The following is a 26,992-nucleotide window of genomic DNA, read 5'->3' as shown; positions in this document are numbered from 1 at the left end:
GATCGGCGTAACCTCCTCAACTGCCTTGATCGTATAACGCTGATCAGGAAACACCACTGCATCGGCTTCAACATCTCTTTGATCCAGAGCAGCCTTGAAGTTGACGCTCAATTGGCTATCGTTAAGTAGTTCCGTGAAGTAGCTTTTGGGGACATCGCTTATCCAGTACTTCTGCGCAAACCAGATGGTGTTGACGTAATACTCGCCCCCGGCCCAAACCTCCAGGTTATGGTCTTTCCCGTCCGCGTTCTTGCCCCGCAGCGTCATCCACACTTTTTGGTAGACCGCCATCAGCGGCCAGTCCCTGGCACGGATCGGGACGCTGCTGCCCAGCCCCGCCACATCCAGTACACCGTCTACGGCATCGGTAATGATCGGTGAATTCAGCGACGAGACCGGCAACACCCCGATACTCAGCATCAATGGCAACGACTCGGTGGTTTTCTCGCCGTGCGTAATCAGGTACGTCAGGGTGACGATTTTGCCTAAACAAAACGCCAGCACGCTGACCGGCAATTCGACGTTCAGTGTGGTGTCACTGATGGGGCTGGCCGGGGTGGTGTGGGAGCCGCCAGCGGGGGTGCCGGCGGGGGCCACCCATTTCACGCTCAGCAGATAGTCGGGCTGCAAGCCTTGCGCATCAATGACGGACGTCAGTGCATCCACGGCGTTGATCGGCTGCAGGGTGTTGCCATCGGGGTCGGCCTGAAGGATTCTCGGCGGGATCAGGGCGAGGGCTTCACCAACATGGAATACCAACGGATTCGAATAACTGGTCTTGCCTGTTTCATAGCGCAGGATGCTGTAGCTGACGGCCAGTTGCTCGTCTCGATGGGCTTCAAAGTACTGCTGCACAAATGCCATATCGAGGGGGAAGTTGACATCTTTGCCGGCGGTCAGAGCATTGAGTGTCTTGCTGTCTTCGAAAAGCAGAGCGCCGTCGGTATCGCGCAGTTGCCAGGTGACCGCGTCATTGGGGAGCGTCGGATTGGCGACGGGGGTGGGGCAAGTGACCTTGCTGATGCCATTGAGCAAATCCCTGGGCTCCAGTACGCCATCCTTTTCTCCGAGGACGATGGGCGGCACCAATTCGAGTTTCGCTTCACCGACATTCAGCAGTGCCGCGTGCTGTGAACCGCGTTCGATGATCTGGCCGTTGTTATCTTCAAGCAGGTTGTAGGACAGATCCAGCGTCCCGCCGTCGAGAGTCTTGGCATGCTTGCCTTCCACCGTGATGACGAAACCTGCTGGATCGTTGGCCTCGGCAGCGCTCGGCAGATACCAGTCCAGAACTGGCTCGTAGGTCGTCAGGTCGGCACGGGTACCGAACCATCTGAGTTCGATGCCCATGCCTTCCTTGATGCGTTCGTCATGCAGGATGCGGATGCGCACAATGGGCAGGTCAGGATCGAGCGCGCCGTTCTGTGCGTCTTCACAGATAGGGGCCAGCAGAGGTACGGGATCGCCGACGATGTTGATGAAGCGGCCTTTGGAGCGCTGGATGATCGTGTCGTCGCGCTCCAGTTCGAAGAAAAATAGCGCCTGGGTCTTTGCCAGGGCACGGCCGGCGCTGTTGGGCAGGAAGACCTCGACGACCATCGGCGGGTTCTTTTCAATGGATTCGCGGACCGTAACGTCGATGGCTTCACCGTCCAGGGTGGTGCCTTTGATGTGCATGATGATGATGTCGCCCTGCATATAAGCAGCCGTAGAGGCCCAGACCATCAGTTGCAGGGCGGCGCCGTTGAGCGTGTCGAGATGAAGGTTATTGCCTTCGGCTTGCTGGGCGATAGGCGCCTCCAGCCGTGAATTGCCGGTGTCGACGACAAGGCGGGTTGCCGTACACCAATCCTCAGCCTCGTTGTTCACCAGATCGTGGATGATGAAGGTCACTGCAAGTCCTTCGGGGCCGGAATCCCCTGCCTGGAGAATCGCCGCTTCCGGGACATGGACAACAATGGGATTGGCATCCGGATCGTCGATCTGCGCCTGCGTGACTGGTGCAGACGGTAAGAGCACGCCGCCCCAACTGACTATGACCACATCGCCCGGGGCAATGTTCGGGTAGGGCCGGCGGGACTCGTTGCCCGGTTTGGCTTCGATGATCACATCCACACCGGCCGCCGAGGAGTCTTTGTCGATACCGTCGGCAACCAGCGCCGGGTCGATGTATTGGTACAGCTCTGAATGTTCCCCGGGATCGGGATCCAGATCCTGACCGCCCGGCAGATCGAGCTTGATGTAGATCCGTTCGGCCGGGGTGTAGGGTTCGGGCGTCTGGAAGAGGCGTGTGACGGAATAGCCCAGCGTATGGGAACCGTTGGTGATCCGACCCGGCTCCAGCCAGAGCGTCACACGTTCGCCGATTTCGATGTCAAGCGCGATGGCGTGGTAGTCGACCCGGCCGCCATCGTAATGCAATTCGACCTCGTCCCCTTTGCTCATGTTGCTCCAGGGCGGGATGAAGACTTTCAGACCTTTGCCAGGAAAGTTGTCCTTTGCAGCGGCACGGTTGATGCCCCATTCGCCGGAGGGCAGTTGCGGCTCGGTACGACCGGGAATTTCCGGAGCGCGCAAGGCCAGAGGAGGGATGCCTCTGAGGGGTTGTTTCAACATGGTAGGGACTCCGGTCGAAAGGGGGGACGGAGTCATTTAAGGCTTGGAGGGGCAGGCTGGCTACTGTCAGAAATTACAGGTAGGAGCGTATTTGCGACGAATGGCAGAGGGGCGAGTGGAGTGAAATCCCCTCGCGTACGAACACCAATTCCGACAAGCGGTAGTAATACCTGTAATTTCTGACAGTAGGCAAGACCCTTTCAACGTCGTTAAATCAATCGCAGCGGGACCCGTAGACAGTTGGTCCTTTGCGCATGTGCTGCTTGGTTTGATGCGAGGGAGTTCGTTCAATGACACGCTCTGAACACAGGGATGAAGACCTGATCGAAGTGCCACGCGTACCTGCCATCCTCAAGGACGAAGACGGGAAGGAGGCGCCTGACGGGCTGCTACCACGTACCGCTCTGGCTGAAGATCTGACGGTCATCATCCCTGATTGGAGCGCTCCCTTTGAGGACCCCATTCCTTTCATCATCAGGGTCAGTTGGGTGGATCTGGGTGGCGCGTTCTCGGAGGTCTACCGTGAGTCGTTTGACGATACGGGAGAGAAGACCCTGATCGTCCCACGGGAAAAGTTGAAGTTGGATCATGGCACTTATTCCTTGTCTTACGAAGTCAGCTATGGCGGCAATCCTCTGCACTCCCATCCCAAACTAGTCACTGTCGACAGATCGCCGCCGAACGACAATCAGGAACCCGACCGTCTGATCATGCTGGATGTAACAGGGGATATCACTGACGACTATCTTTCCCAGTATGGCGAAGTCCGGTTTCAGGTACCGCTGTATGTCGACGTCAAGACCAAGGATCGTTCGATCTATTTCTGGACGAAAAACCCGGATCCTCCGGATTCGGAGATCGAAATTCGTGAGCAAGAATTCAGTCAGCAAGACATTGATCAGAAACGTCTGATCATCACGATGTATGAGGCAGATATTCGTCATAGCGGTGCCGGGCAGCGCTACATTTACTACCGGCTCCGTGACTGGGCCGGAAATCGCGGGCCGCGCTCCACGCTGTTACCGGTTTTTGTCAATTTGAGTCCGGCCCCTGGCACCCTCAAACCGCCGAAAGTGCCATTGTCGGTGCGTGGCTTGATTGACCGTCAACATGCTCGTGAAGGCGCGGTGAGCCAGCGGGCAGTCACCGTCGAAATCGAAACGTATGAGAACCCGGACCCTTCCGACAAGGTCCTGATCCAGTGGAACGGGCATGATCTGGCTCCGCTCGACGTCGATCCCGGCAAGCAGACGCAAGTCGCTACCGTGCCTTGGTCGACCTTGACGGCAGATGGGCTTGGGCCACAGGACGTTTGGGTGAGCTACCGCATTCAGCGCGGCGGCACACCGACCTTGCCATCTGCCGAAACGTGGGTGCTGGTGAATCTGACAGTCGCCGGCCAGGATCATGCCAACGCCCCGGCATTGTTGAATTCCACATTGACCAGGCTGGAAGTTTACGGTGCCAGATCGAAACAACGGAACAAGCTGTTAACCGTCGATTTCGGTGAGCCTGCCGAGGCACATCTGCCTCTGTATGACACTCCGGTGCCAGGTGAAAAGCTCTTCCTCTATTGGGGCGCAATCGGCACACCAGTCGCCGAGTACGAGGTTGAACTCGGTGACGTCGCCGGTAAGCCGATCAAGTTCGTTATCCCTTGGGAGGCCATCGACCAGGACAAAGTGAATCCGTCGTTGCTGACCTGGTATACCACCAGTAATGGCGTGAACCTGCAGCAGGCGGATGTGACGGCGGTTGATGTGGCGATCATCGTGATCGAGAACTTGCCGGAACCGACGTTTCCTCATGCCGACTGGAATGGAGCACTTCACTGCTGCGCCAAACCCAGGTTGTGGGAAGGTGTCTGGGTACATATCAACGGCAATGCGGCCTTTGATGAAGACGATATCGTCGAATTGTCCTGGCAGGGGTGTTTGGGGCGCAATGGAACCGATCCGATTGACGGAGCCTCCGACATGTTCGAAACAAAACTCACTGCCGAACAGGCTCGTGAAGGTTTTGATGTGCATGTCAGCGACTACGAGCGCTTGATTGCGCCAATGGTAAACAATGGCTCGGCGCTGTGTAGTTATCACCTGAAGAAAGTTAACGGCGGTATCGGTAATTCAAAATCGGAGTTTGTCATTATCAATCGCACAATGCCGAGTAGTGCTGTTTGCGGGCCGGATAACGATCTTTGTGAAGAGTAAGTTGCAGGCGTACTGATACAGTATTAATCGAAGCTGGCTTCAAGTTTTATTTAAATTCTGTTTACCCATGCAGTCATTGTGCAAGAACTCTGGCAAGGAGGCTGTTTGCCCTGTGCCAGTCAATCAAGTTGCTGAGAGGATGATAAAAGATGACAAGTTTCCACTCGTTGACACCGGCGCAGAACCGCGAACGTTTCTTTGGCGTCCGTTTTCGCAGTCCGAAAGCTGCAGCTTTACCACCGACACTTCATCCGGATAATCCGTTACTGCTTGATGAACCGGATGATGCTCCGAATCAGCTGCATTCAAGCTTTCAAGGGTTTGCGCTGAAAGTGCAGATCGCGCGATTTGCCGACGCGGATCATCCAGACATTATTAATGGATATCTTGAGCTTAAATGGGACGGCACTCCCATACGTGCTACTCGAGTACTTTTCGAGACACCCATTGATCCAGCTATCACCGTGTTTGATCTTGTTTTACCACAAGGCTACACGTCGACCCCAGGACCTCATGAATTGAGTTACGTATTGAATTTTGGAGGCAACGGATCAGAGGTAACGCCACTTGTAATTAATATTGATACAACACCACCGGTAGCTTTCGGCAAGGCGACTGTTCCTGCCGAGGTGGAAAGAGATGGCATTACCAAAAAATACTTCGATGAGAATGGTTTTGTATTGGTCACCGTTCCAAACTACGGGAATAGAAAGCTCGGCGATGTAATTGAGTGCTGGTTCGGCGTGAGTTTGACAAACCCGACGCTGGTTGGCGTGTTTACCATAACTGATCTCACCGCTCCGATCGAGTTTCGATTGACCCCTGCGCATGTGGGTACCGAGGAAGGTTTAAAATCTCTTTTTTATTACCTCAGCGACCGTAAGGGCAACCGAAATACACCACAATATTTCACAGAGCTTAATGTCACTCTGACCGATCCACCTGAAGGGCTTCTAGAGCCCAGTATTCCACTGTTTGATGACGACGCCGCGCCAAAACTGGTGGATCTGGCCGACGCTCAGGCCCCACTGGGGGTCGGTATTCTGGCTGAGTACATAAACTTCCTGCCCGATATCGACGAACTGGAGGTGGAATATGACGGTATCTTGCAGCCTGCGCAGAAGATCAATACGTTCCCGTTCTACGTGAGCATTCCATACCGGGATGTATTTAACGGCAACGTGGATGTAAAAAAGGTAGACGTCAGTTATCGGATCAAACGTCATAACCTGCGTTACCCATTAGGAACTCCAGTGCCTTCAAAAGTTGTGGATGTCGATCTGCGTCGGCCGGGAGATGGTGACGGCGGGGAAAACCCGGATCCTAATCTGGCTCTGGTTACTGTGCAAGGTACAGGTGGTAATGGCCCGAATATTCTGACGGATGCCGACGCGTCTGATAATGTCGCTGTAACTGTAGCTGTTTTTGCTGGTGTCAAAGATGGAGACATCATGACGCTGATATGGAAAGGCGTCGAGGTTACAGAGGCACAAGGTGGCGTTATAGAACTGGACGGTACGGAAACCGGGATTTTGACGTTCAGTATTCTTTGGGAGGTTGTGGAGGCGGGCAACAACGGTAATCCACTGCCGGTTACCTATAAAATTACTAACCCTGCTATCAATGATAATGAAGTCCACTCACGGCCCCGGGATGTTGATGTTCTGATTCGGCCCGGTGTTGTTCCTGAGGTTAAGTTTCAGCACCTTGATCCGGATTTTACTGATTGGTTCAACTGTGGCTCCCTGCAATCAGATCCGGTACTTGTCAAGTGTGCCGAAGTGCTGGTTTCTCCCGGTGAACCGCAGTTGGCCGATCAAACGTTGGAGTTTATCTATCAGGGTTATACCGATGCGGCAGGTACTTTAAAAAAACCTGGTACTGAAGAGAAAGTCACCTATATACCAACGTTACAGGAAACGATTGACGGGTTTATCGTGAAATTCCCCTATCAGAAAATTTTGGCAACAGAGAGTGCGTGGGGCGATGTAAATTACACTGCAATGATTGACGGACGCCCAGTGCAAGCTCAGCGACACCTTGTCAAGGTGCACATGAAGAAGGGTGATGGATCACTGTGTGATATCTGATCGTCGATGTCAGGGGAGGCATTAAAGGCCTCCCTTTTTCTTATAAGGATTACCGAGCGGCAGGACTTTTCTATGTGCATTGCGGACTATTCCTACATTTTTAGGGGGGAAGTAACGTTATTGTCCCCCCCCTCCCGCCAACGCTATTGAGCTGTTCTGGCCTGTAATCATTTCGAGGTGAATCAATCATGAAAATGTTGGATGTATCACACGTCCGCGTAATCCCGGCAGGCAGATCTGGAATAATGCTTTGCCTGCCTGCCGTTTTTTTTTTTCGCGGGTTTTGCACATTCGGCAACTATCGTCGATAACACCACGCTGGCTATCGATTCATCGGTTGAGCCTACAGACTATCTGGTGCGCAACAATGGCGTATTGAATGCTTCCGGAGCCAATACCCGATCGATCACGGCGAGGTCCGGGTCGTTGCTGAACATCAACGGTGCCACCATCGTCGGTAACGACGGTGGTGATGGCGTAACAGTGACCAGCAGTCAGGCAACCATCGATCGAACGACCGTGACCAGCGATGAAATCGGGCTGGCGGTCAACCGCTCCAGTGTTGCGGCGGGTGGATCTACTGTGACGGTGTCCAACAGTCAGATCAGTGGACAACTGATCGGGTCGCAGGTCACGGGGCTGAGCTCCCTGTCATTGATCAATACGCAAATCATGGGTGCGGGCAGCAATGGCATCGGTGTGAATATCCTTGGTGGCGAGGTGAGTACTTCCGCGCTGACGACCATCACCGGTCAGGCGACAGGTGTGCGGATGGTCAATGACGCCCTCAATGTGGGAGACCGTACTTTGTCGCTGGATAACTCAACGGTACAAGGTATCAGTGGTTCTGCGATTCTGGTGGATCGCGGGACTCAGGCCACGATAGGCGTCTCCAACGGTGCCAGCCTTCTTGCTGGCAACGGCAGATTACTGGATGTTCAAGGCTCATCGACCGCCAGCATGACCGTTGCCAACAGCACCCTGAATGGCAACATCAGCGTGGCGGATAACAGCCGGGCCAATCTCGTTTTCGACTTGGGGACCATCACGGGGGACGTGCTGGTCGATGGTAGCTCTACCGCCACCGTCACGCTGGAAAACCACTCGCAATTGACGGGGCGCCTCGACGCTGTCGACAGCGTGAACGTCAACAGCAGCTCAAACTGGACACTCACCGGCACCGATTCGATCGGTGCGCTGGGCATGAACGGTGGCACCGTCACTTTCGGCGCCTCCGACGCCCCGGGTACGTATTACCAGTTGAATGTGGGCTCGCTTTCCGGCAATGGGACATTTGTGATGAAGGGCGATTTCGCCAGCGGTGAGCGTGATTTTCTCAATGTCACCGGTGCTTCGGCGGGGGACTTCGCGCTGGCGGTTACGGCCTCTGGCCTGGACGCGACTTCGACGAAGGCGTTGACGCTGGTGCGTACCGCCACCACCGACAGTGCGAATTTTACCTTGGCCGGCAATCAGCGGGCTGATGTCGGCACCTGGTCCTACAGCCTGGCCAGTCGGGAGATTGAAGGGGGGGCGAAGGAGTGGTTTCTCGACCCGACCACCGAAGTCATCAGCCCGGGCGCACGATCGGTGCTGGCCCTGTTCAGCGCGCCGACCACGGTCATGCTGGCGGAGGGGGCGACGCTGCGCAGCCGGATGGGCGAGTTGCGCTTCAACGGCAGCCAGCCCGGCCTCTGGATGCGCACGTACGGTAATAAATACAACATCGCCGCAGGCTCGGGGGTGGCGTATCAGCAAACCCAGCGCGGCTTGTCTCTGGGCGCTGATGTGCGTCTGGGCGACAGTCAATGGCTGGCGGGCGTGATGGGCGGCTACAGCGACACCGACCTGAGCGTTGAGCAAGGCACGTCCGGTACGATCAAGAGCTACTACTTCGGGCCTTACGTGACCTGGCTGGATGCCGAGAGCGGGTACTATTTCGACGCACTGCTCAAGTTCAACCGGTTCAACAATGACGCCAAGGTCACTTTGAGTGACGGTAGTCGGGCGAAAGGCGATTATCACAACTCCGGCGTCGGCGTTTCGGCAGAGTTCGGGCGCAACATCAAACTGGACGACGGGTATTTCGTCGAGCCCTATACCCGACTGACGATGGACACCATCGAGGGCAGCCAGTACGCGCTGGACAACGGCATGCAGGCCGATGGTGACCGTGCGCGTTCGGTGCTGGGTGAAGCCGGTGCCACGCTCGGGCGCAGCTTCAACATGGGCAACGGCATGGTCGCTCAGCCTTATGTGCGGGCAGCGCTGCAGCACGAGTTCATCAACAACAACCGCGTGACGGTCAACGACAACAACCAGTTCAACAATGATCTGTCCGGCAGCCGTGGTCAGCTTGGCGCCGGTGTGGCGCTGGCGTTGTCGAAGGACCTGCAGGTGCATGCTGATTTCGACTACAGCAAGGGCAAGAACATCGAGCAGCCGTATGGGGTGAATGTCGGGTTGCGTTGGGAGTGGTAAATGCTTTGACTTGGTAGCCACGCAGTAAAAAAATGCCTCGCATCGTGCGAGGTGTTTTTTTACGTGAATGCTGTGTCTATCTCAGGCCTACTCCGTTTGCGTGTGATCCACCAGTCGTCCGTGTTGAGCTGAGGGCGCCGGATGTGATCGTGAGTGCATATTTGGCGGAGAACGGCCAGTATGCGTTGCTGTTGTCGGTTGACCAAAAATGGTGGGATCCCATCGGCCATCTTCCTCCATAGGCGGCATGTAGTTCGCGCAACTCAGCCAGGCTGGGGATTCTTGCTCCGGCCGCGCTGGCCAGCTGGTTGACTCCAGTCCAGGTATTGGTACCGGTTCCCAGGTAGACACAATGGATGACTCCCGTCACCGTCACTGAATAACTCGCCATTTGGTTGGCTGTATCTCGTACGGTAATGGCCGCGGTACCCCGCCCTCGTACAGTGACCAGCCCTGCACCATCCACTACCGCTACCCCGGCATTGCTGGACGAATAGGTGTACCCGGGCTGTCCACCGGAGGCTACGTGTTGCACGGACGTACCCGGACCAAAGGCCGGAAGCACGTGGGGACTGGCTGGAACCAGATAAATCTTCCCGCTCAACGTCACCGGACTGGTATTGAAATACAGCGGCGGGATCGGCGCGACGACGCTGAAGCTTCGGGCAGCGGACACCTGTCCGGTCGTCACCGCTTTTGCCGTGATCGAGTGCCCGCCCACGGGCACGGCCAGGGTTGTACTCCAGCTCGTCCCACTCGCGGTGACGGTATGTTTGGCATCGTTGTTGTCGATTATCTGAACCTGATGCCCCGAGGTGACATCGCCCGACAGGCTGACGGTGGTACTGGTGGTGCTCCCGCTATTGGGGATCTCGACGTTGGCGCCCTTGACGGAGGTGATGGTAGGGGCGATGTGGCTGGCAACTGTGAAAGTACGCTGCGAGCTCGATATCGGCGTAACGTCATACAGCGCATGGGCGGTCATTCTGTAGATGCCCAGCACCAGTCCTGTGAGGTTTAGCCTCCATTGGTTATCGCCACCGACTGTGACAGGCGAGCCAATGGTGGTCGAGCCGTTGTAGACCTGCACTTGCTCGCGTTGCGAAGCTGTGCCAATCAGGGTTACGGCGTTGCCGTAGCTGGTGCCGCCGTCGGGAATCGTGCCTGAGGAGTTGGTGGCTGCAGTGATGGTCGGAGTCACGTGCGCAGCGACAGTAAACGTTCGAGGCGGAGCGGAAATCGGTTGTGCGCCGTACAAGGCCTTCGCGGTCAGGCTGTAGGTTTTCAGTGTCAGATTTTCCAGAACGTGGGACCAGTTTTCATCGGCACCGACATTGATCGCCGCGACCAGCGTACTGCTGCCATCGCGCAGCTCGATCCGTTCACTTTTACTGGCTCTGCCGCCGACCGTGACCCGGCGGCCATAGGTCGTCCCGCCGTTGTCCAGGTTCCCTTTTGCGTCGGTTACATAGGAAATGCTGGGCGTGACGGCTTGAATCACATTGAACGGGTAGGGCGGGCTGTCGGCAGGCTGAACGTCATAGAGCGCCCTGGCGATCATGTTGTAACTTTTTACGCCGAGGTTGTCATGGCGATGACGCCACTCGCCCCGGTCATTTGTGTTCACCGTGGCGACGGATGAGGTGCTATCCATCAGCCGCACCTGTTCGTTGGGAGTGGCTTCGCCCTCGATCAAGACGCTGTTATCGAAAGTGTTTGCACCTGGATTGACCAGCCCTCTGGAGTCGGTCACCGAACGAATCTGCGGTGTGATCGAAAACTTGACCGTAAAGGTACGCGGTTGGCTGGACACCGGATCGGCGTCGTACAGGGCCTTGGCCGTGATGCTGTATTTTTTCTCCGTCAGAATTCCGATCTCCAGGCTCCAAGTGCTGTCGTCACGGACTGTAGTGGTGCCCATGGATTGAGACAGTGCGTTGAACAGTTCGATGGTTTCGCCCCGGGTCGCGCTGCCGCTGATCGTGACTTTGGTGTCACGGGTCACGCCGTCCTCAATGACTTCGCCGCGACTGTCCTGTATCCGGATGATGTCGGGAGTCACATAGTCGTATCGGGTACGGACGGTCAACCGCAGCAACGGAAACTCGATAGCTCTGCTTTCCTGCGAATCACCGTCGAACGTGACGCAGCACACCACCGTCGCTGGCGTGCTGTGGCCCAGTTTCATCAGCTCGCTTCTGGGCAGGAGTTCGTCAAGCCCGTTGGCCTGGTGTGCGGGGCTGATTTCCATTGCGTTGAGCAGTTCGATGCGGTAAATGGCGCCGGTAGCGGTCGTGCCTTCCATGCGCAGCCAGGCGCGCTGCTTCAGGGCGATGAAAGGCCAGGTGGCCACGCGAACCCTGGCATCCCCGGTGATCATCATCAGGTCCAGGACACCGCCACTGGCTTGTGGAACCTGCGGCCGTGGCAGCTGGGTTTCCGGGTTCTGAAAGCGCAGCACGTTGATATCGCGGGTCTCGGAGTTGGTGGTGGTGTGGTAGCGCGAGACCTCGCAACTGACGGTGACCATCCGGCCAATATTGGGGCCGACGAATGGCGGCGGCAGATGAAACTGCACCCGGCCAGTGTCGCTGCCCGGCAGCTCGAGGTCAGTGGATGTGCCTGCCCCGGCAGAGCCCAGCCACTGCAGCCCGATGCGATCCAGCGCCGACTTCATGTTTTTGAAGCCGAACCCGATGTCCACCCCCGACAGCGCATTCATCGGGTCGAGGTTGTTGTCCGGCGCCTGGATCACGTCCGGAGGCGGCAGGTGACCGACCAACTCACCGACCAGCAGGTTGAGTGTGGCGGAATGGCTGTATCGGCCGGTGGCCGCGTGCTTGAGACTGTAGCGCACCTTCACGTATTGGCCGGCATTGAGTGTGACGAATCTGGCTGGCACGCGAAATCGTACGGGCTTGCCGACACTCAGTTCGGTGATCGGCACCCAGTCGCTGGTACTGGCCGCTGAATTGAACCCTGTCCAGTAGAAGGTCAGGATGTCGCCCTTGAGCGTGCCCAGGTATTCGATCAACACGGTTGCGGTGTCGAATATCTTCGAGGGGTCCAGCACATCGGGCGGATCGGCCTCCACCACCTTGGGTATCGGCAAGGTGGCCTGCACCGTCCCGACCGCGACCCGCAAGTGCTCGGATTCGCTCACACCGTAGAGTTGCGGATTGTCGTTGGCCACCCGGTAAAACAGGTCGAGCGTGCCGTTTTCCAGTGGCAGTACATGCTCACCCGGTACATACACGGTGATGACGCCTCGTTGCGCATCGCCCTCGCTGACGATGTATTCGTCCTCATACACATACGGGTTGCCGTTGGCTCGGGTACCTATCCAGGCCACTTGCACGACATCACCGTTGGCCATGCCCGGATATTCAATATCCACGGTGGCGAACGGGATGTCCGGCTCCAGGGTATCGCCCAGCAATTCCCGGATGTCCGGGGCCGGTATCAACGCTACCTGGCCTACCACCGAGGCGAATGTGCGTTTGGAGGATGACGGAGGGAGGCCGTTTTTTTTGTACAGCACATAGGCCACATCAGCCTTTCCCATGGCAATCGCCCGGAACAGCGCGTACTTGATCTTGAATTCGACGACGCTGGGAAAGTTGGTTATGTCTTTCGATTGGGTATCGATCCATGGCTTGCCAGTCAACGGTGTGCCGGTGCAAGTCATGGTCAGCGTATCACCCAAGGCGAAGTCGGCGGAGGCGACCAGGATCTGCACGGTCACATCCTCATTGTTCAGATCTGCAAGGGTGATGATGCCGTTGACCGAATCCTTGAAGATGGGTGCGTCCAGACGCTCGCCGCCGGCTTCGACCTTGACGTTGGTGCTCTGGGACCAATCCACCGAGTAGTTCCAGACCTCATCGTGGATCTCGTAGTGCACCGGCACCGCATTGCCGTCGCCGCCAGCGAGAATGTCCTCCTGGACGGCCGTGATCACGATCGGCGTCGTGCCGGCCGCTTCATCGGCGGTGACCACATGGGGCGTCAGTCTGGCACGTCCCCATTTCACCTGGATAACGTCGCGCACCGCGATATTCAGGTATCGGGGGATTGTCATGGGCACTCCTCTCGCGGCCCACACGGCGTCCACCCCGTTGTCTATGACGTCCTGCGGCAATTGCACGATATGCAGCTCGGAGTGCCCCGGTCGATGCGGGCACTTGTCGTGTCCGCCGGGCAGATCCAGCTTCACCAATAATCTGAGCGGCACAGAGATGTCATCCGGGTCGGTGTTGCCGTTACGGGTCAGCGTGTAGTGCAGGTCCTCGACCAAGCCTTCTTCGAGGAGGTTAGAGAGCAGGCGAAAAAACACCGGAAGATTGCTGTCTTCTTCTTCGGGTTGCAGAACCCGGGTTGTAAGAATCTCGGTTCCCAGGCGAATTTCCAGCTTGTCACCTGCCAGCATGGGTGGGGCGTACGCACTGATGTAGCACAACAAGCCGCTGGGCGACTGGTTGTAAGTCTTGAGGTTGATACCGCCATCGGCATTGACCACCGGTTGTGTCATGCCTGAAATTCCGATTGGACGCAGCGCCAGAGGCGCAACGGGAAAAGGGCAGACGGGAAACAGAAATGAGCGGAGGTGGGTCATGACAAAAACCTCATCGAAAAGAATGCGACTCGGACTGGGATGTGTCGTTTGATTGAGCACGATGTGGCGGACACTGCCTACTGTCAGATCTGACAGGTAGGCGAGTGTTTTCGATAAATGGTCGTCGGGGCGATGGGTTATCAGGGCTGTCGACCCGAGAAACCGCCGGTCAACCAATGCCCTCACCGGTGATCGGGATGAGGGCTGTGAGCGCGACAGAGTTACAGGTCCGGTATGACCAACACACGGGCGGGCGCCCCAGGTGAGTTCTGTTCGACTGGGTTGTATGTGAAGACCTGGTTTGCCGGCGCTTCAAGATCAATCAGGACGATGGGCAAGAAGCGTCCCGTGGTCTGGAAGTAGTCACGCTGGGCGAACTGAGCCTGTGACAGCCCATCGCTCGCGTAATGCGCCTTGAGGCTGTAGTAGAAAGCTTCAAGCGGGATTCGTAAGGGAATGTCCTGAGGCCATGTTTCGACCATGACCTCATTCCAGCCATCGCCATCGGGGACGCTGGGACGCACGTCGATGCTCAGCTGGAATTGTGCAGGGTCAATATTGAACGCACAGCTGCTGCGTGGCGCGTTGCCATAGCGACTCACCCAGGCTTCCACGTTGTTGACCGAGTCTTCCACCTTGCCGGTGATTTCGCCAAACCAAGTGAAGATCACAACGTCCTTATTCTCGCTCGGCGTCCCGGTTGGCCGGGGGGCGGTCAGTCTGCTGGTGCCGTTGGACAAGTCTTCGGGCTTAAGCACGCCGTCCTGTTCGCCCAGGATATCCGGCTTGATCAGCTCGAATTGCGGTTCGCCCACCTGGAATGCGTTGGTGTGCCGTGATTCACGAGAGACGGTGTCGTCACCTTCGACCGTCAGCAGGTAGTAGGCGATAGTCAGCGTTCCGCCCTCCAGGGTTTTGAGATGATTGTCCTCAATGGTGGCTACGGTGATGACGAACCCTTCGGGGTCACTGGCTTCCTGATTGTCTGGGAAATACCAGTCCAGTTCGGGATTGTGAGTGCTGCCATCGGGCCTCCTGCCGAACCAGATGATATCGAGCGCCGAACCTTGCACGATGAGTGGGTTATGCGGAATGTGCAGGCGTACGTAGTGCAGATCAGGATTGATAGCACCTTGGTGTTCATCGATGACACGCGGAGCGGCCAGGCGTTGTGCCTCGCCAATGACCTGGACAAACTGGCCTTTGGAACGTAAAGGTTCCGGGGTGTCGGCACGTACCACCGTATACAGGAAAGTGACCTGGGTATTGGTCAGTTTGCGCACATCGACGTTGTCGAAATAAAACTCATAGGTATGCGGCAGGTTGTCGACGGTCTGCGGCTCAGCAGCTACCTCGATGGTTTCGCCGCTCTCGGTCGTCCCGCGCATCTTCAGGTGAATAACATCGTTTTTCTGCAGCGTAGAATCTGTAGCCCAGACCTGAGCCGTCAGTTGGTCATCGCCCAACTCATCAAGGTCAATGACATTGTTGATGGCCTCCTTGACGATAGGGGCGAGCAGCAGGCTGATGCCGATGTTGACCACAATGCGTATGGCGTCGCTCCAGTCCGTAGACTCATTGCCAACAATGTCGCGCAGCTTGTAGGTGACGGCCAGCCCGGAGCTGTCACTGTCTCCGGAGCGCTCAATGACTTCTTTGGTGACATGGATGATGAGAGGATGGTTGACCGGGTCGCTGATCTGTAAATCGGTGACCGGATCGGAAAACATAAAGATGCCGCCCCAGCTCAGAATGACGCAATCGCCTTCCGCGATATTCGGATAGGGCAAACCGGTCCCGCTGGCGGAGCGGATGGTAATGGGCACACCTGCTTCAGCCACCTCTTTGTCCACGCCACCGCTGATGATTTCAGGGGGGATGTGCATGAAAAGATTCGAGTGGCCTGGCTCAGGGTTGGTGTCCTGGCCTCCGGGAAGTTCGAGTTTGACGTATAGCCTGAGAGGCGGGGTCTGGGTTTCCGGGGTCTGGTTGAGCCGTGTGACGCGATAGGACAATGAGTACGAGCCGCTCGGAATGTGCCGCTCTGCCACCCACAATGTCGTGCGTTGCGTTAGTTCGGCAGGGTCTTCAATGTACTTTTGGTCGACGACTTTCTCATGGAGTAGCAATTCGACAAGGTCTCCCAGGCCTTTGTGAAGCCAGACGGGGATCTGCACCAATAAACCATCTTCCGGAAAGTTGAGCTTCGCGGCGGCCAGGTTTATACCCCATTCACCGGAGTCCATTATGGGCCGGGTACGCCCGGGAATATCGGGTTCGAGAAGCGCCAAAGGGGTAAGACTTTGCTTGCGCTGATTGAGCATGATCGGAACTCCAGTCCAGCTTCTGGTAAAGACTGACGATGGAGTTATTTAGGTGTGAATATGCCTCGGATGGCTACTGTCAGAAATAACAGGTGCGCAGCTTTTTCGGATGAAAGGTCATTTCAGAATGTGCTTGTTCAACGTTTGCCAAGGGTCTTCTGCCGCAAAATATAAACCGTCACCAGCACCGCACTGGTCAGCATGAACCCTCGCGCCCACGGCAGTGGCACCAGGAAGCAGGAGAACAGAATGCTCGCCCACATCAGCCCGATCGCGTAGACCTTGCCCTTGAGCGGAATGCCGTTGCCATCGAGGTAGTTGCGGATCCATGGCCCGAGCTTTGGGTGCCCGACCAGCCAGTGATAGAAACGCGGAGAGCTGCGCGCGAAGCAGGCCGCTGCGAGCAGAAGGAAGGGGGTGGTGGGCAGAACAGGCAGGAAAATCCCGATCACCCCCAATGCCACGCTGAGCCAGCCGATGGCCAGCAGGATGTAGCGCAACATCAGGGGGCGGTTGCCTATGGGGTTGTCCATAGGCAGGGTCTTAGTGGTGACGTGGCTTGAGGATCGCCGGTTTTTCGTCTGGCGCCTGGCACAGCAGGTACAGCGCGGTCAGGGCTTCCGGGATCTGCACGATCATGTCGTCCATCAGGTTGGCGTCCTTGGCGATGTCTTCGAACTCTGGCTGTTCGTCGAACAGGCCGGAACCGACCATGATCGGCAGGAGCATTTCGCTGACTTCCTCTTCGGCGGTCTCGAACCAGGCGGCTTCACGCAGGAACACGCCTTCCATGAAACCGATGCACCAGCCGCGCAGTTCGGAATCGTCCGGGTCGTCGCCCAGGTCGAGATCGCATGGCAGCTCGAACTCTTCGTCGGACGCCAGTTGGCGGGCGATGTGGGCCTTGAGGCCGATCAGGGTGGCTTCGATCTCTGCGCGCTGCGCGTCGCTGCTGTAATGCGGCTCTTCGGCGAACAGGGCGTCGATCCACTCACGATCAGGGACGATGTCCGAGCAGATCGACAGCGCGGTCAGGTAACCGTGGGCGGCCACGTAATCCAGCGCCTCTTCGTGCAGCTCGTCGGCGTCGAGAAAGACTTGCAGGCGGGTTAGTTGCTCAGCGAAGGACATTACGGGGCTACCTTGGGGGAATAAACAATGCGGGAATTCTAGGCCTTCTTGAGCGCTCAAGCCAGCCGCACGGCAGATTTGCCCTGCCACAGCCTGCATATCCACCGCTCATCCCTGTAGGAGCTGCCGAAGGCTGCGATCTTTTGATTTTGTTTTTCAAGATCAACATCAAAAGATCGTCCGAACGCGGCCCGAGCCTTCGGCAGCTCCTACAGGGGAAAGCGAGACCGTGTGGCGGATTGAGTCTTCTCAGCGGCACCCCCTGCCGGGAAGGGCTCGGGTATACTGCCGCGTTTTGCGCTCCCTGCTCGTATTGCGGTGGTCTGGCAATGCGCTCTTACGTTTTGTTTAAGCAGCTGTGGCTGTCCTGAACCAGCCTGTGCAGGGATGTTTCGGTAGATTTTTGGAGTTTTTATGCTCGAACAGGCTCAACGCGTCCTCAAGGACATCTTCGGCTACGACAGTTTCCGTGGCCGTCAGGGTGCAATCATTGAGCGCGTGGCCAGCGGCGGTGATGCGCTGGTGCTGATGCCTACCGGTGGCGGCAAATCCCTGTGCTTCCAGGTGCCGGCGCTATTGCGCGAGGGCCTGGCGGTGGTGGTGTCGCCGTTGATCGCCTTGATGGACGATCAGGTCGCCACCCTCGAAGAGCTGGGCGTGGCCGCCGCTGCGCTGAACTCTACCTTGAGCGCCGAACAACAGCGCGACCTCGCCGCGCGAATCAAGCGTGGCGAAGTGAAGATGCTCTATCTGGCGCCCGAGCGTCTGGTGCAGCCGCGCATGCTGTCGTTCCTGCAGGGGCTGAACATCGCCCTGTTCGCCATCGACGAGGCGCATTGCGTGTCGCAATGGGGCCACGATTTCCGTCCGGAATACCTGCAACTGGGCCAGTTGGCGGAAATGTTCCCCGACGTGCCGCGCATTGCTCTGACCGCCACCGCCGACAAGCGCACCCGCGAAGAAATCGTCACCCGCCTGCACCTGCAGAACGCCGAGCGCTTCCTGTCGAGCTTCGACCGGCCGAACATCTTCTACCGCATCGTGCCCAAGGAACAGCCGCGCAAGCAGTTGCTGGCGTTCCTCGCCGAGCGGCGCAGCGATGCCGGCATCGTCTATTGCCTGTCGCGCAAGAAGGTTGAAGAAGTCGCCGCATTCCTCAGCGAGCAAGGCTTCCCGGCGCTGCCGTATCACGCCGGTCTGCCTAACGACCTGCGCGCCTATCACCAGAAGCGCTTTCTCAACGAGGAAGGCCTGATCATGGTGGCCACCGTGGCGTTCGGCATGGGCATCGACAAGCCCAACGTGCGGTTCGTCGCGCACCTCGATCTGCCGAAATCCCTTGAGGCCTATTACCAGGAAACCGGTCGTGGCGGCCGTGACGGCCTGCCGGCGGATGCGTGGATGGCCTACGGTCTGCAAGACGTGGTGATGCTCAAGCAGATGCTGCAGAACTCCGAAGGCGACGAGCGCCACAAGCGTCTGGAACAGCACAAGCTCGACGCCATGCTCTCGCTCTGTGAAGAGACCCGCTGCCGCCGTCAGACCCTGCTCGCGTACTTCGACGAAGACATGCCCGAGCCGTGCGGCCACTGCGACAACTGCGTTGACGGCGTACAGACCTGGGATGCCACCGAGCCTGCGCGTCAGGCGCTGTCGGCGATCTATCGCACCGGCCAGCGTTATGGTGTCGGTCATCTGGTCGACGTGCTGCTGGGCAAGGACAACGAAAAGGTCCGCAGCTTCGGCCATCAGCACCTGTCGGTGTACGGCGTCGGCAAGGCGCTGAGCGAGAGCGAATGGCGCTCGCTGTTCCGCCAGTTGGTGGCTCGCGGCCTGGCTGATGTCGACCACGAAGGCTATGGCGGTCTGCGTCTCAGCGATACCTGCCGGCCATTGCTCAAGGGCGAAGTGACCCTGGAATTACGCCGCGACCTCAAGCCACAAGTCACCGCCAAAACCGCCAGCAAGAGCCCGGCCAGCCAGTTGGTGCGCGGCGAGGAACGCGAACAGTGGGAGGCCCTGCGCGCCCTGCGGCGCAAACTGGCCGAAGAACATGGCGTGCCGCCGTACGTCATCTTCCCCGACTCGACGCTGCTGGAAATGCTCCGCAGCCAGCCGACCTCGCTGGCCGACATGGCCCGGGTCAGCGGGGTCGGTGCGCGCAAGCTGGAGCGTTACGGCGAGGCCTTCCTCGAGGTGCTCGGCGGCGAGGCCGAGGCGCCGAAAGTGGTGGCCGACGTGCGTCACGAGCTGATTACCCTGGCCCGCGCCGGCATGACCCCGATGCAGATCGCGGGGCAGTTGCAGTGCTCGGAAAAGAATGTCTACAGCATGCTCGCCGAGGCTATCGGCAAGCAGCAGTTGTCGCTGGAACAGGCGCTGGATTTGCCGGAAGAGCTGATGGGGGAAGTGCAGGACGCGTTCCTCGACGGCGAGGGCGAGTTGCCGTCGGTCGCCGAAGTGGCCGAGCTGTTCGCCGGTCGCGTTCCGGAAGGCGTGCTTTATTGCGTAAGGGCTGCGCTGCAATCTGAATTCGAAATGTAAGACGGCGTTTGCGCCAACCGTCAGGCAGTTGTAACGATTCAGTACCGGTCGGCTCTTGCCTATAGCCAAATGTCATGCTTAGCTGACTAATAATTAGTTTTTCTCTATTTGTCAGTCTACTCATGAGTGTTTTATGCCGTTAACCGATCAACACCGCTTTGGCATGCAACTGGCCCAGATGTCCCGTGGCTGGCGTGCCGAACTGGATCGCCGGCTGGCTGGCCTGGGTCTGTCCCAGGCACGCTGGCTGGTGCTGCTGCATCTGGCGCGTTTCGAAGACGCGCCGACTCAACGCGAGCTGGCGCAAAGCGTCGGCGTCGAAGGCCCGACCCTCGCGCGTCTGCTCGATAGCCTGGAAAGCCAGGGCCTGGTGCAACGCCAGTCCGTGATGGAAGACCGCCGGGCGAAAAAAATCGTTCTCTGCGCCCCGGCGCTGCCGCTGATCGAACAAATCGAAACCATTGCCACGCAACTGCGCAGCGAGCTGTTCGTCGGTATCGACGAGGCGGATATGAAGGTGTGCATGCGCGTTCACGGGCACATTCTGGCCAACCTGGAAAAATCTTGAGGCATAACCGTGCAGCGGTTTTTTGAGGGATCGCGCTGAGCAGACTATAAGAACTACTGGGCAATATCGTGTTCGTACCGGATGTGCGAACGCATAGAAACCGGTTTTGCTTATTTAAGGGATGCTCATGCTCGCAAGTCGGCACGTAGTACTGCGCGGTGGCGCCAAATGGCTGCTGGTCGCTGGCGTATTCAGCTATTCGACCTGGTCGATGGCCCTGGGCCTGGGGGACATCACGGTTCACTCGGGCCTCAATCAGCCGCTCAAGGCCGACATCGCATTGGTCGATGCCGCAGGCCTCAGCGCCAGTGACCTCTCGGTGAGCCTGGCCACGGCGGATGAGTTCGGCCGGGCCGGGGTCGAGCGGGTGTTCTTCCTCAACGACCTGCGGTTCACCCCGATCCTGCAGGGCAATCGCCAGATGATCCGGGTGACCTCGCGTAAACCGGTCAAAGAACCGTTTCTGAATTTTCTGCTGCAGCTCAACCAGCCCAATGGCCGCTTGCTGCGCGAGTACACGGTGCTGATCGATCCACCCGGTTCGCCGAACATCGTGCCGGCCACGGATGAGCCCGAGCCGCGCGGGCAATCCTCTGAATTCCCCTCCGTCGAACCCGCCACGACGGCGCCTGCGGCTGCCCAGGGCAAACGTGACGCCGCACCTTCAGCGCCAGTGCCACCCGCGCCTGCAGCGGCCAACGCGGCCAACGCGGCACTGGCCGAGCAATTGGCGGCCAGCGTGCTGCAGAACCAGCAACTGCAAAAGACCGTCGATGAGCTGAACGCGAAACTGCAGGCGCAGGATGTCCAGATGGCTGATGGCAAAAAGCAGGTCAGCGATCTGCAAACGCGTTTGACCGAGCTGCAAAAGCCAGCGGCGCCTGTCATCACGCCGGCGGCACCAGCGCCTGCATCAACCGCAGCGCCGCAAGCCGAAGACGATGGCCTCAATTGGCCGCTGCTGGGTGGCTTGCTGCTGTTGTTGGGACTGTTGGGCGGCGGGCTGTTCCTGCGCCGTCGACGGCAACTGGCCCGGGATGCTGCGCCAGTGGGTTTTGTCCCGACAGGCCCTCAACCGGACTTTGATGACACCCCCACCGCACCCTCGACCAGCATCAGCGCTGCCTCCGAGCAGCGTGAAGAACCAGCGGCGGGCGATGTGCTGGAGGCGGTGGGGATCTACCTGGCCTACGGACGCCTGAACGAGGCCGTCGGGCTGTTACGCAATGCGCTGGACAAGGAGCCGGAACGCAACGATCTGGGCCTGCAGTTACTTGAGGTGCTGGGTCGCCAGGGCGACAGCGCGGCGTATGAGCAACAGGAAAGCCAGTTGCGCGGGGCAGGGGTTGATCCGCAGCAATTGGAGGCGATCCGTGCGCGTCATCCAAAGCTCAACAGTGTTGCACCGCTGACGCCGGTGTTGCCTGTCATCGCTGCGGCACCGGTCGCTGCTGCGCAACCCACGTCTGAAGATGATTTCGAATTGAACCTGGGCGAGTTGTCGATGGACTCCAGTTGGGATCTGGAGGATAGCCGTGCGGCAGCGGACAAGTCCTCAGCAGACGCCGCCGCGTCGGGTTCGGGCCTTGAGGTGATGCCGGCAGACTTCGAGTTGCCCGAAACCGCAGAGAACGACGAGGCGGAACTGGAATGGGTCCCTGAGCCGGACGCACAGCCGCTGGACGATGACTTTCTCAATCAGTTCGGCGGTCCGCCGCCATCACTGGCGCTGGAGCCGCTGGTATTGCAAGAGCCGGAACCTGTAACCGGGTCGGGGAAACTCGAACAGGCGCAGACCTGCATCGATGACGGCGACATCGACAGCGCGATCGCGTTGCTCAATGAGTTGCTCAGGGAAGGGGATGAACCCCTTAAACAAACCGTCAGAACCTTGCTGGCGGGTATTCGTTGATCTGAGTGTCATTGGCTGATGCGGTGCCTGTTCTGACGCCTTCGCGAGCAAGCTCGCGAAGGCGGATTGTCAGGCGACATCAAATCAGGACAGTGCCTAGAACGTCTGCCCCAGATTCAGATAAACCGCCTGCTCATTCGCATCATTCAAGCCATACGTGAAATTCAACGGCCCCAACGGCGTATCGAAACCGATGAACACGCTGGCGGCATTGATGTAGCCACTGTCGAATTCATTATCGTTGTTCCACGCCCGGCCACGTTCCAGTGAGGCGCCGGCGTATAGCGGGAAGTCCAGCGGCAGGTACGAACGTGGCGTCAACCGGCGGTAATACACCGCGCGCATCAGGCTGACGTTCTGCCCGGAGATCGAATCCTCGCGGAACCCCGACAACTGCCGCGCACCGCCCAGCAGGAAGCTTGATGTCACCACATTGGCGTCGTCCAGGGTACGGCCGTAGCGCCCGCCGAGAATCAGCGTGTCGGGGCCATGGCTCATGGCTTTGTCGAGTTTGAACTCCCACTGTCGGTAGCGCGTGTCCGAGCCCAGGCCCGGTTCGAATTGCATCAGGGTCAGGCTGACGTCCTTGCCTTCGTGGGGGAAGTAGACGTTGTCCAGCGAGTCGAACGAGTACTTCAACGAATAGAACCCTTCGGTGAAGTTTTCGCTCGGCAGGTCCTGATCGCCGATCCGCACATCCGCCTTGCCCCAGGCCTCGCCGACCCCGAAGCGGATTTCGCCGTTATTGCCGATCTGCCGGCCAACGTTGAGGCCGAAACCGTAGCGTTCGACGCGGTATTGGGCGATCGGGTCGTTGTCGAGCACGGCGTCGACGTTCTGCGCCTCAAAGGCGGCATACGGGGCGACGAAGTAGCGTGAGCCGACGTCCAGCGGCTGATAGAACTCGGTGTAGAGCTCCTGCTTGTCGCCGATTTGCGCCCGGGTCAGCCATTCGGCGCCGAGGCGGTTGATGCCATTGATGCGATAGCTGGCGCCAAGGTTGAAAGCGCTGTCGCCGCGCATGTCGTCCGACAGGTTCAGGCCGACGCGCAGGTAATCGGTGCCGCTGCGTTTGCCCCGGGCGCTGATCACCAACGTGTGATCCTGGCCCTTGTGCACCACGCGGTACTGCACCTGTTCGAAGTAGTCCAGACCGTACAGCGTGCCCATGTCCGAGTGCAGCCGGCCGAGGTCCAGCGGTTCACCGATGGGCTGGCGGATGTAATAGCGGATCACCTCGTCACCGACTTTCGAGTCGTTCTCGACCTTGATCGCAGTGATGATCGGGGTGCGCTGCCCCGGCGCGCGGGCGGCATTGAGTTCGGCGTCCTGGGATTGCCGGGGCTTGAGCTGTGCGAGTCGGGCGTCGAGAATCCGTGTGGCGCGGTAACCGGCGTCGATCATCTCCTGGGCCTTGCCGAAATCGGTGACGCCGAACGCCGCCAGCGCCGGCTGGATCAGCACATCGGAGGGCTTGAGGGCGGCCAGTTGCTCTTCGGAGTTGCGCCGGGTCATCAAGGTGATCGACTGGTTCAGCACGTCGACCACGGTGGTCAGTTGCTTGCGGTTGCGCAGCGGGGTGCCGATGTCAACGACGATCGCCACATCGACGCCCATTTCCCGCGCGACGTCGAGGGGGATGTTGTCGGTCATGCCGCCGTCCACCAGCAGTCGTCCGTCCAGCTCGACCGGGGCGAACACCGCCGGGATCGACATGCTGGCGCGGATCACCTGGGGCAGGTGGCCTTTGCGGAACACCACTTTTTCGCCATTGGCGATGTCGGTGGCGACGGCGCGGAACGGGATCGGCAGTTTGTCGAAGTCCCGGGTATCACTGGTGTGCGCCAGCAGGCTTTCCAGCATCAGCGCCAGGTTCTGGCCCTGAATCACCCCCAGCGGCAGGCCGAGGCTGCCGTCATCGCGAAAACTCAGTTGCTGTTTCACCAGAAAATCGCGGTCGTCCTGCTTGCGTCGAAACGGCACGTCTTCCCGTGGCGGGGAATCGGACAGCGCCTGCTGCCAGTCGATATTCAGCGCAAGTTTTTCCAGTTCATCGATCTTGTAGCCCGAGGCATACAGGCCACCGACTACCGCGCCCATGCTGGTGCCGGCGATCGCATCGATCTTGATGCCTTGTTCCTCGAGTGCCTTGAGCACGCCGATGTGCGCCAGGCCACGGGCGGCACCGCCGGACAGCACCAGACCGACTTTCGGGCGTGGCGCTTCGGCAGCATGAACGCTGACATCAACAAAAAACGGCAGGAAGCCAAGCAGCAGGCAGAACAGCAAACGGCGCATGGTGAGTCTCGGGGCAAGCGATAAAGCCGGCTATTATAGCGGCGCCCTCTGTCTCAGGAGTTTCAGTGAACATGACCGTCGCCAAAGCGGAAATCGTCATCACCTATTGCACCCAATGCCAGTGGCTGTTGCGCGCCGCGTGGCTGGCGCAGGAGCTGCTCAGCACCTTCGGCGATGACCTCGGCAAGGTCTCGCTGGTGCCCGGCACCGGCGGGGTGTTCCACATCAGCTGCGACGACGTGCAGATCTGGGAGCGCAAGGCGGACGGTGGTTTTCCCGAGGCCAAGGTGCTCAAGCAGCGGGTGCGCGATCAGATCGACCCTGACCGCGACCTCGGCCACAACGACCGTACTCAGTGAGACGCGGCTTCGGCAGCGACGGTTTTCTTGTCGGCACTGCCTGACATCCGCGCCGAGACCACGATGGCGACGATGATCAGTGCGCCGCCGATCAGCATGCGCACGGTCGGGTTTTCGTCGAACAGCAGCCAGGCGATGGTGATGCCGTAGACCGGTTCCATGGCGAACACCACGGCGGCGGTACGTGCCTTGATCACCGCCAGGCTGGCGACGAACAGGCTGTGCGCGACGCCGGTGCAGAACACCCCGAGCAGACCGATCCACAACCAGTCCAGGGCCCGTACTTCGCTCAGTTGCGGGGCGGCGACCGGCAGCAGACACAGCGTCACTACCACGTTCTGACACAGCGCCGCCTGCACCGCCGGGATGCGCCCGGAGCTGGCGCGGTTGGTCAGCGAGAGCAGGGCGAACAGCAGGCCCGACAGCACCGCCCAGAGCAGCCCGGTGGTGGCGCCGCTGGCGAGGTCGAACGCCGGGGTGACCAGCACCAGGCCGACGCTGACCAGCACCACCAGCACGATTTCATTGGTGCGGATGCGTTCGCGGAAGATCAACCCTTCGAGAATCACCGTGAAGGCCGGGAAACTGGTAAAGCCCAGCGTCGCGATCGCCACCCCGGCCACCTTCACCGCGATGAAAAAACTCACCCAGTGCCCGGCCAGCAATACGCCGCTGAGCGCCAGGCGCCGCCAATCGACCGCCTGCAGTTTCTGCCAGCCGTTCTGGCTGGCGAAGCGGGCGAAAAAGGCCAGGGCGAGCACGGCGAACGCGGCGCGGCCGAAGACGATGACCGCCGGCGAGGCGGCAGCGAGTTTGCCGAACACACCGGTCAGGCCGAACATCAGAGCGCCGATATGCAGGGCGCCGAGGGCGGTACGCGGAGTCATTGCAATCCTTCTTGAGTCTGTCGATACACAACACCATCACTGTAGGAGCTGCCGCAGGCTGCGATCTTTTGATCTTGAAAAGTCAAAATCAAAAGATCGCAGCCTGCGGCAGCTCCTACAGGGGAACATGGGAGACATTGAAGCGTGTTGCGGCGCAGAAGTCTGTCGGCGAACTAGCGTTTTTTGTCGCAGGAATCGCGGCGCAACCGGCCGGGCGAGGCACCGAACTCACGCAGCACTGCTGCGCAGAAAGCACTTTGCGAGCTGTAACCGACCCGGCTGGCGACCTCGCCGATCGGCAACGCGGTCTCGCGCAACAGGCCGACCGCCTTGTGCAGGCGCCGGCTGCGAATGTAGTCCATCGGTGTCTGCCCGCATTCGGCCATGAAGCGTGCATGCAGACGTGCGCTGGACAGCCCGGCGATCTGCGCCAGGTCGGCCACTTGCAGCGGATAGGCGGCGTATTGCTCGATGTGCGCATCGAGGGCCGCGTAGGGCAGGCGGCGGGCGCTGAGTTCAGCGGGGCGGGTGTGATTCAGGCTGGCCAGCAACAGCACCGCGCCCTGGCGGGCGATCAACGGATCGCTGACCGGGCTGTTCGCCAGCCAACTGACCAGCTGACTTTGTCCGGCGTCCAGCGCCAACCGCGCCGGGCGGTCGAGCAACTGGCGACTGGCCTCGGCATGCTCGCCCAGCGAATCCGTCAGCCATTGCTCGTTGGGGATGTCCAGCACCAGGCAACGGCTGCCTTGCGGGCTGCCGCAGGCGTGATGGGCGCCGGACGGGACGACCACGAAACTCTGCTGGCGCACCTGACTGCCACGGCCCTCGACTTCGAAATCCAGCGCGCCCGACAAACCGAACACCAGTTGCGCGTGGTCGTGGCTGTGGACGATCAGGTCGTGGGTGTATTGGCGCAGGGTCAGGATCGGGCGCATGGCAGAAGTCTCCGAAGTG

At 59.0% G+C, this 26,992-nt stretch carries 14 protein-coding genes and 1 pseudogene; 7 read left to right on the top strand and 8 right to left on the bottom strand.

Features of this window, described 5'->3' with window-relative positions; genetic code table 11:
* Positions 1–2,616 (bottom strand): annotated as a pseudogene (locus tag NN484_RS19505) (hypothetical protein); the annotation flags it as partial.
* A 290-nt stretch (positions 2,617–2,906) separates the two neighbouring features.
* Between NN484_RS19505 and NN484_RS19500 the strand changes: the two are divergent.
* From NN484_RS19500 to NN484_RS19490, 3 genes are all read left to right on the top strand, one after another.
* The gene (locus NN484_RS19500) at positions 2,907–4,826 is read left to right on the top strand and encodes a hypothetical protein (RefSeq protein ID WP_274657687.1); all 1,920 of its coding nucleotides are present in this window, start codon (positions 2,907–2,909) and stop codon (positions 4,824–4,826) included.
* Positions 4,827–4,975: 149 nt separating this feature from the next.
* Positions 4,976–6,916, top strand: coding sequence for a hypothetical protein (locus NN484_RS19495; RefSeq protein ID WP_274657686.1), 1,941 nt, complete (start codon positions 4,976–4,978; stop codon positions 6,914–6,916).
* A gap of 426 nt (positions 6,917–7,342) precedes the next feature.
* Positions 7,343–9,397, top strand: coding sequence for an autotransporter outer membrane beta-barrel domain-containing protein (locus NN484_RS19490; protein WP_274657685.1), 2,055 nt, complete (start codon positions 7,343–7,345; stop codon positions 9,395–9,397).
* A gap of 76 nt (positions 9,398–9,473) precedes the next feature.
* Here the strand turns inward: NN484_RS19490 and NN484_RS19485 are convergent, their stop codons facing one another.
* The 4 genes from NN484_RS19485 to NN484_RS19470 form a co-directional block, all read right to left on the bottom strand.
* Positions 9,474–14,198: an Ig-like domain-containing protein gene (locus tag NN484_RS19485; RefSeq protein ID WP_274657684.1), complete on the bottom strand. Its 4,725-nt coding sequence runs from the start codon at positions 14,196–14,198 to the stop codon at positions 9,474–9,476.
* Between the two features lie 35 nt (positions 14,199–14,233).
* Entirely contained in the window at positions 14,234–16,336 is a 2,103-nt protein-coding gene (locus NN484_RS19480) for a hypothetical protein (protein WP_274657683.1), read from the bottom strand.
* Between the two features lie 137 nt (positions 16,337–16,473).
* Positions 16,474–16,869: a YbaN family protein gene (locus NN484_RS19475; protein WP_215501625.1), complete on the bottom strand. Its 396-nt coding sequence runs from the start codon at positions 16,867–16,869 to the stop codon at positions 16,474–16,476.
* Between the two features lie 10 nt (positions 16,870–16,879).
* A complete protein-coding gene (locus tag NN484_RS19470; RefSeq protein ID WP_127652356.1) occupies positions 16,880–17,467 on the bottom strand; it encodes a UPF0149 family protein in 588 nt (195 codons plus the stop codon).
* A 414-nt stretch (positions 17,468–17,881) separates the two neighbouring features.
* On the opposite strand from NN484_RS19470, the gene recQ reads away from it, so the two are divergent.
* From recQ to NN484_RS19455, 3 genes are all read left to right on the top strand, one after another.
* Complete coding sequence (recQ, locus tag NN484_RS19465) at positions 17,882–20,011, top strand: DNA helicase RecQ (protein ID WP_127652355.1); 2,130 nt, start codon at positions 17,882–17,884, stop codon at positions 20,009–20,011.
* Positions 20,012–20,144: 133 nt separating this feature from the next.
* Entirely contained in the window at positions 20,145–20,579 is a 435-nt protein-coding gene (locus NN484_RS19460) for a MarR family transcriptional regulator (protein ID WP_064586519.1), read from the top strand.
* 127 nt (positions 20,580–20,706) lie between these two features.
* Positions 20,707–22,491 carry a motility hub landmark protein FimV gene (locus NN484_RS19455; RefSeq protein ID WP_274657682.1) on the top strand — a complete coding sequence of 595 codons (1,785 nt, stop codon included), beginning with the start codon at positions 20,707–20,709 and terminating at the stop codon, positions 22,489–22,491.
* A gap of 96 nt (positions 22,492–22,587) precedes the next feature.
* Here NN484_RS19455 and NN484_RS19450 read toward each other — a convergent pair whose 3' ends face one another.
* The gene (locus NN484_RS19450) at positions 22,588–24,789 is read right to left on the bottom strand and encodes a patatin-like phospholipase family protein (RefSeq protein WP_274657681.1); all 2,202 of its coding nucleotides are present in this window, start codon (positions 24,787–24,789) and stop codon (positions 22,588–22,590) included.
* Positions 24,790–24,860: 71 nt separating this feature from the next.
* Here NN484_RS19450 and NN484_RS19445 point away from each other — a divergent pair, with 71 nt between their 5' ends.
* A complete protein-coding gene (locus NN484_RS19445) occupies positions 24,861–25,148 on the top strand; it encodes an Rdx family protein (RefSeq protein ID WP_064586521.1) in 288 nt (95 codons plus the stop codon).
* Here NN484_RS19445 and NN484_RS19440 read toward each other — a convergent pair.
* Together NN484_RS19440 and NN484_RS19435 are read right to left on the bottom strand one after the other, a co-directional pair.
* On the bottom strand, positions 25,142–26,035 hold the full coding sequence (locus tag NN484_RS19440; protein ID WP_215501628.1) for a DMT family transporter: 894 nt from the start codon (positions 26,033–26,035) through the stop codon (positions 25,142–25,144). The two genes, NN484_RS19445 and NN484_RS19440, sit on opposite strands and share 7 nt — an antisense overlap.
* 173 nt (positions 26,036–26,208) lie before the next feature.
* Complete coding sequence (locus NN484_RS19435; RefSeq protein WP_274657680.1) at positions 26,209–26,973, bottom strand: AraC family transcriptional regulator; 765 nt, start codon at positions 26,971–26,973, stop codon at positions 26,209–26,211.
* Positions 26,974–26,992 lie beyond the last annotated feature (19 nt).

It is taken from the genome of Pseudomonas serboccidentalis, from assembly GCF_028830055.1.
Lineage (GTDB): Bacteria > Pseudomonadota > Gammaproteobacteria > Pseudomonadales > Pseudomonadaceae > Aquipseudomonas > Aquipseudomonas serboccidentalis.
This window is presented reverse-complemented; position numbering and strand designations above follow the sequence as displayed.

What these genes read in the sequence shown, in the direction of transcription:
- NN484_RS19435 (WP_274657680.1), bottom strand. Translation starts at nt 26,973, where the DNA reads ATGCGCCCGATCCTGACCCTGCGCCAATACACCCACGACCTGATCGTC.
- NN484_RS19455 (WP_274657682.1), top strand. Translation starts at nt 20,707, where the DNA reads ATGCTCGCAAGTCGGCACGTAGTACTGCGCGGTGGCGCCAAATGGCTG.
- NN484_RS19440 (WP_215501628.1), bottom strand. Translation starts at nt 26,035, where the DNA reads ATGACTCCGCGTACCGCCCTCGGCGCCCTGCATATCGGCGCTCTGATG.
- NN484_RS19475 (WP_215501625.1), bottom strand. Translation starts at nt 16,869, where the DNA reads ATGGACAACCCCATAGGCAACCGCCCCCTGATGTTGCGCTACATCCTG.
- NN484_RS19470 (WP_127652356.1), bottom strand. Translation starts at nt 17,467, where the DNA reads ATGTCCTTCGCTGAGCAACTAACCCGCCTGCAAGTCTTTCTCGACGCC.
- NN484_RS19500 (WP_274657687.1), top strand. Translation starts at nt 2,907, where the DNA reads ATGACACGCTCTGAACACAGGGATGAAGACCTGATCGAAGTGCCACGC.
- NN484_RS19480 (WP_274657683.1), bottom strand. Translation starts at nt 16,336, where the DNA reads ATGCTCAATCAGCGCAAGCAAAGTCTTACCCCTTTGGCGCTTCTCGAA.
- NN484_RS19460 (WP_064586519.1), top strand. Translation starts at nt 20,145, where the DNA reads ATGCCGTTAACCGATCAACACCGCTTTGGCATGCAACTGGCCCAGATG.
- recQ (WP_127652355.1), top strand. Translation starts at nt 17,882, where the DNA reads ATGCTCGAACAGGCTCAACGCGTCCTCAAGGACATCTTCGGCTACGAC.
- NN484_RS19495 (WP_274657686.1), top strand. Translation starts at nt 4,976, where the DNA reads ATGACAAGTTTCCACTCGTTGACACCGGCGCAGAACCGCGAACGTTTC.
- NN484_RS19445 (WP_064586521.1), top strand. Translation starts at nt 24,861, where the DNA reads ATGACCGTCGCCAAAGCGGAAATCGTCATCACCTATTGCACCCAATGC.
- NN484_RS19450 (WP_274657681.1), bottom strand. Translation starts at nt 24,789, where the DNA reads ATGCGCCGTTTGCTGTTCTGCCTGCTGCTTGGCTTCCTGCCGTTTTTT.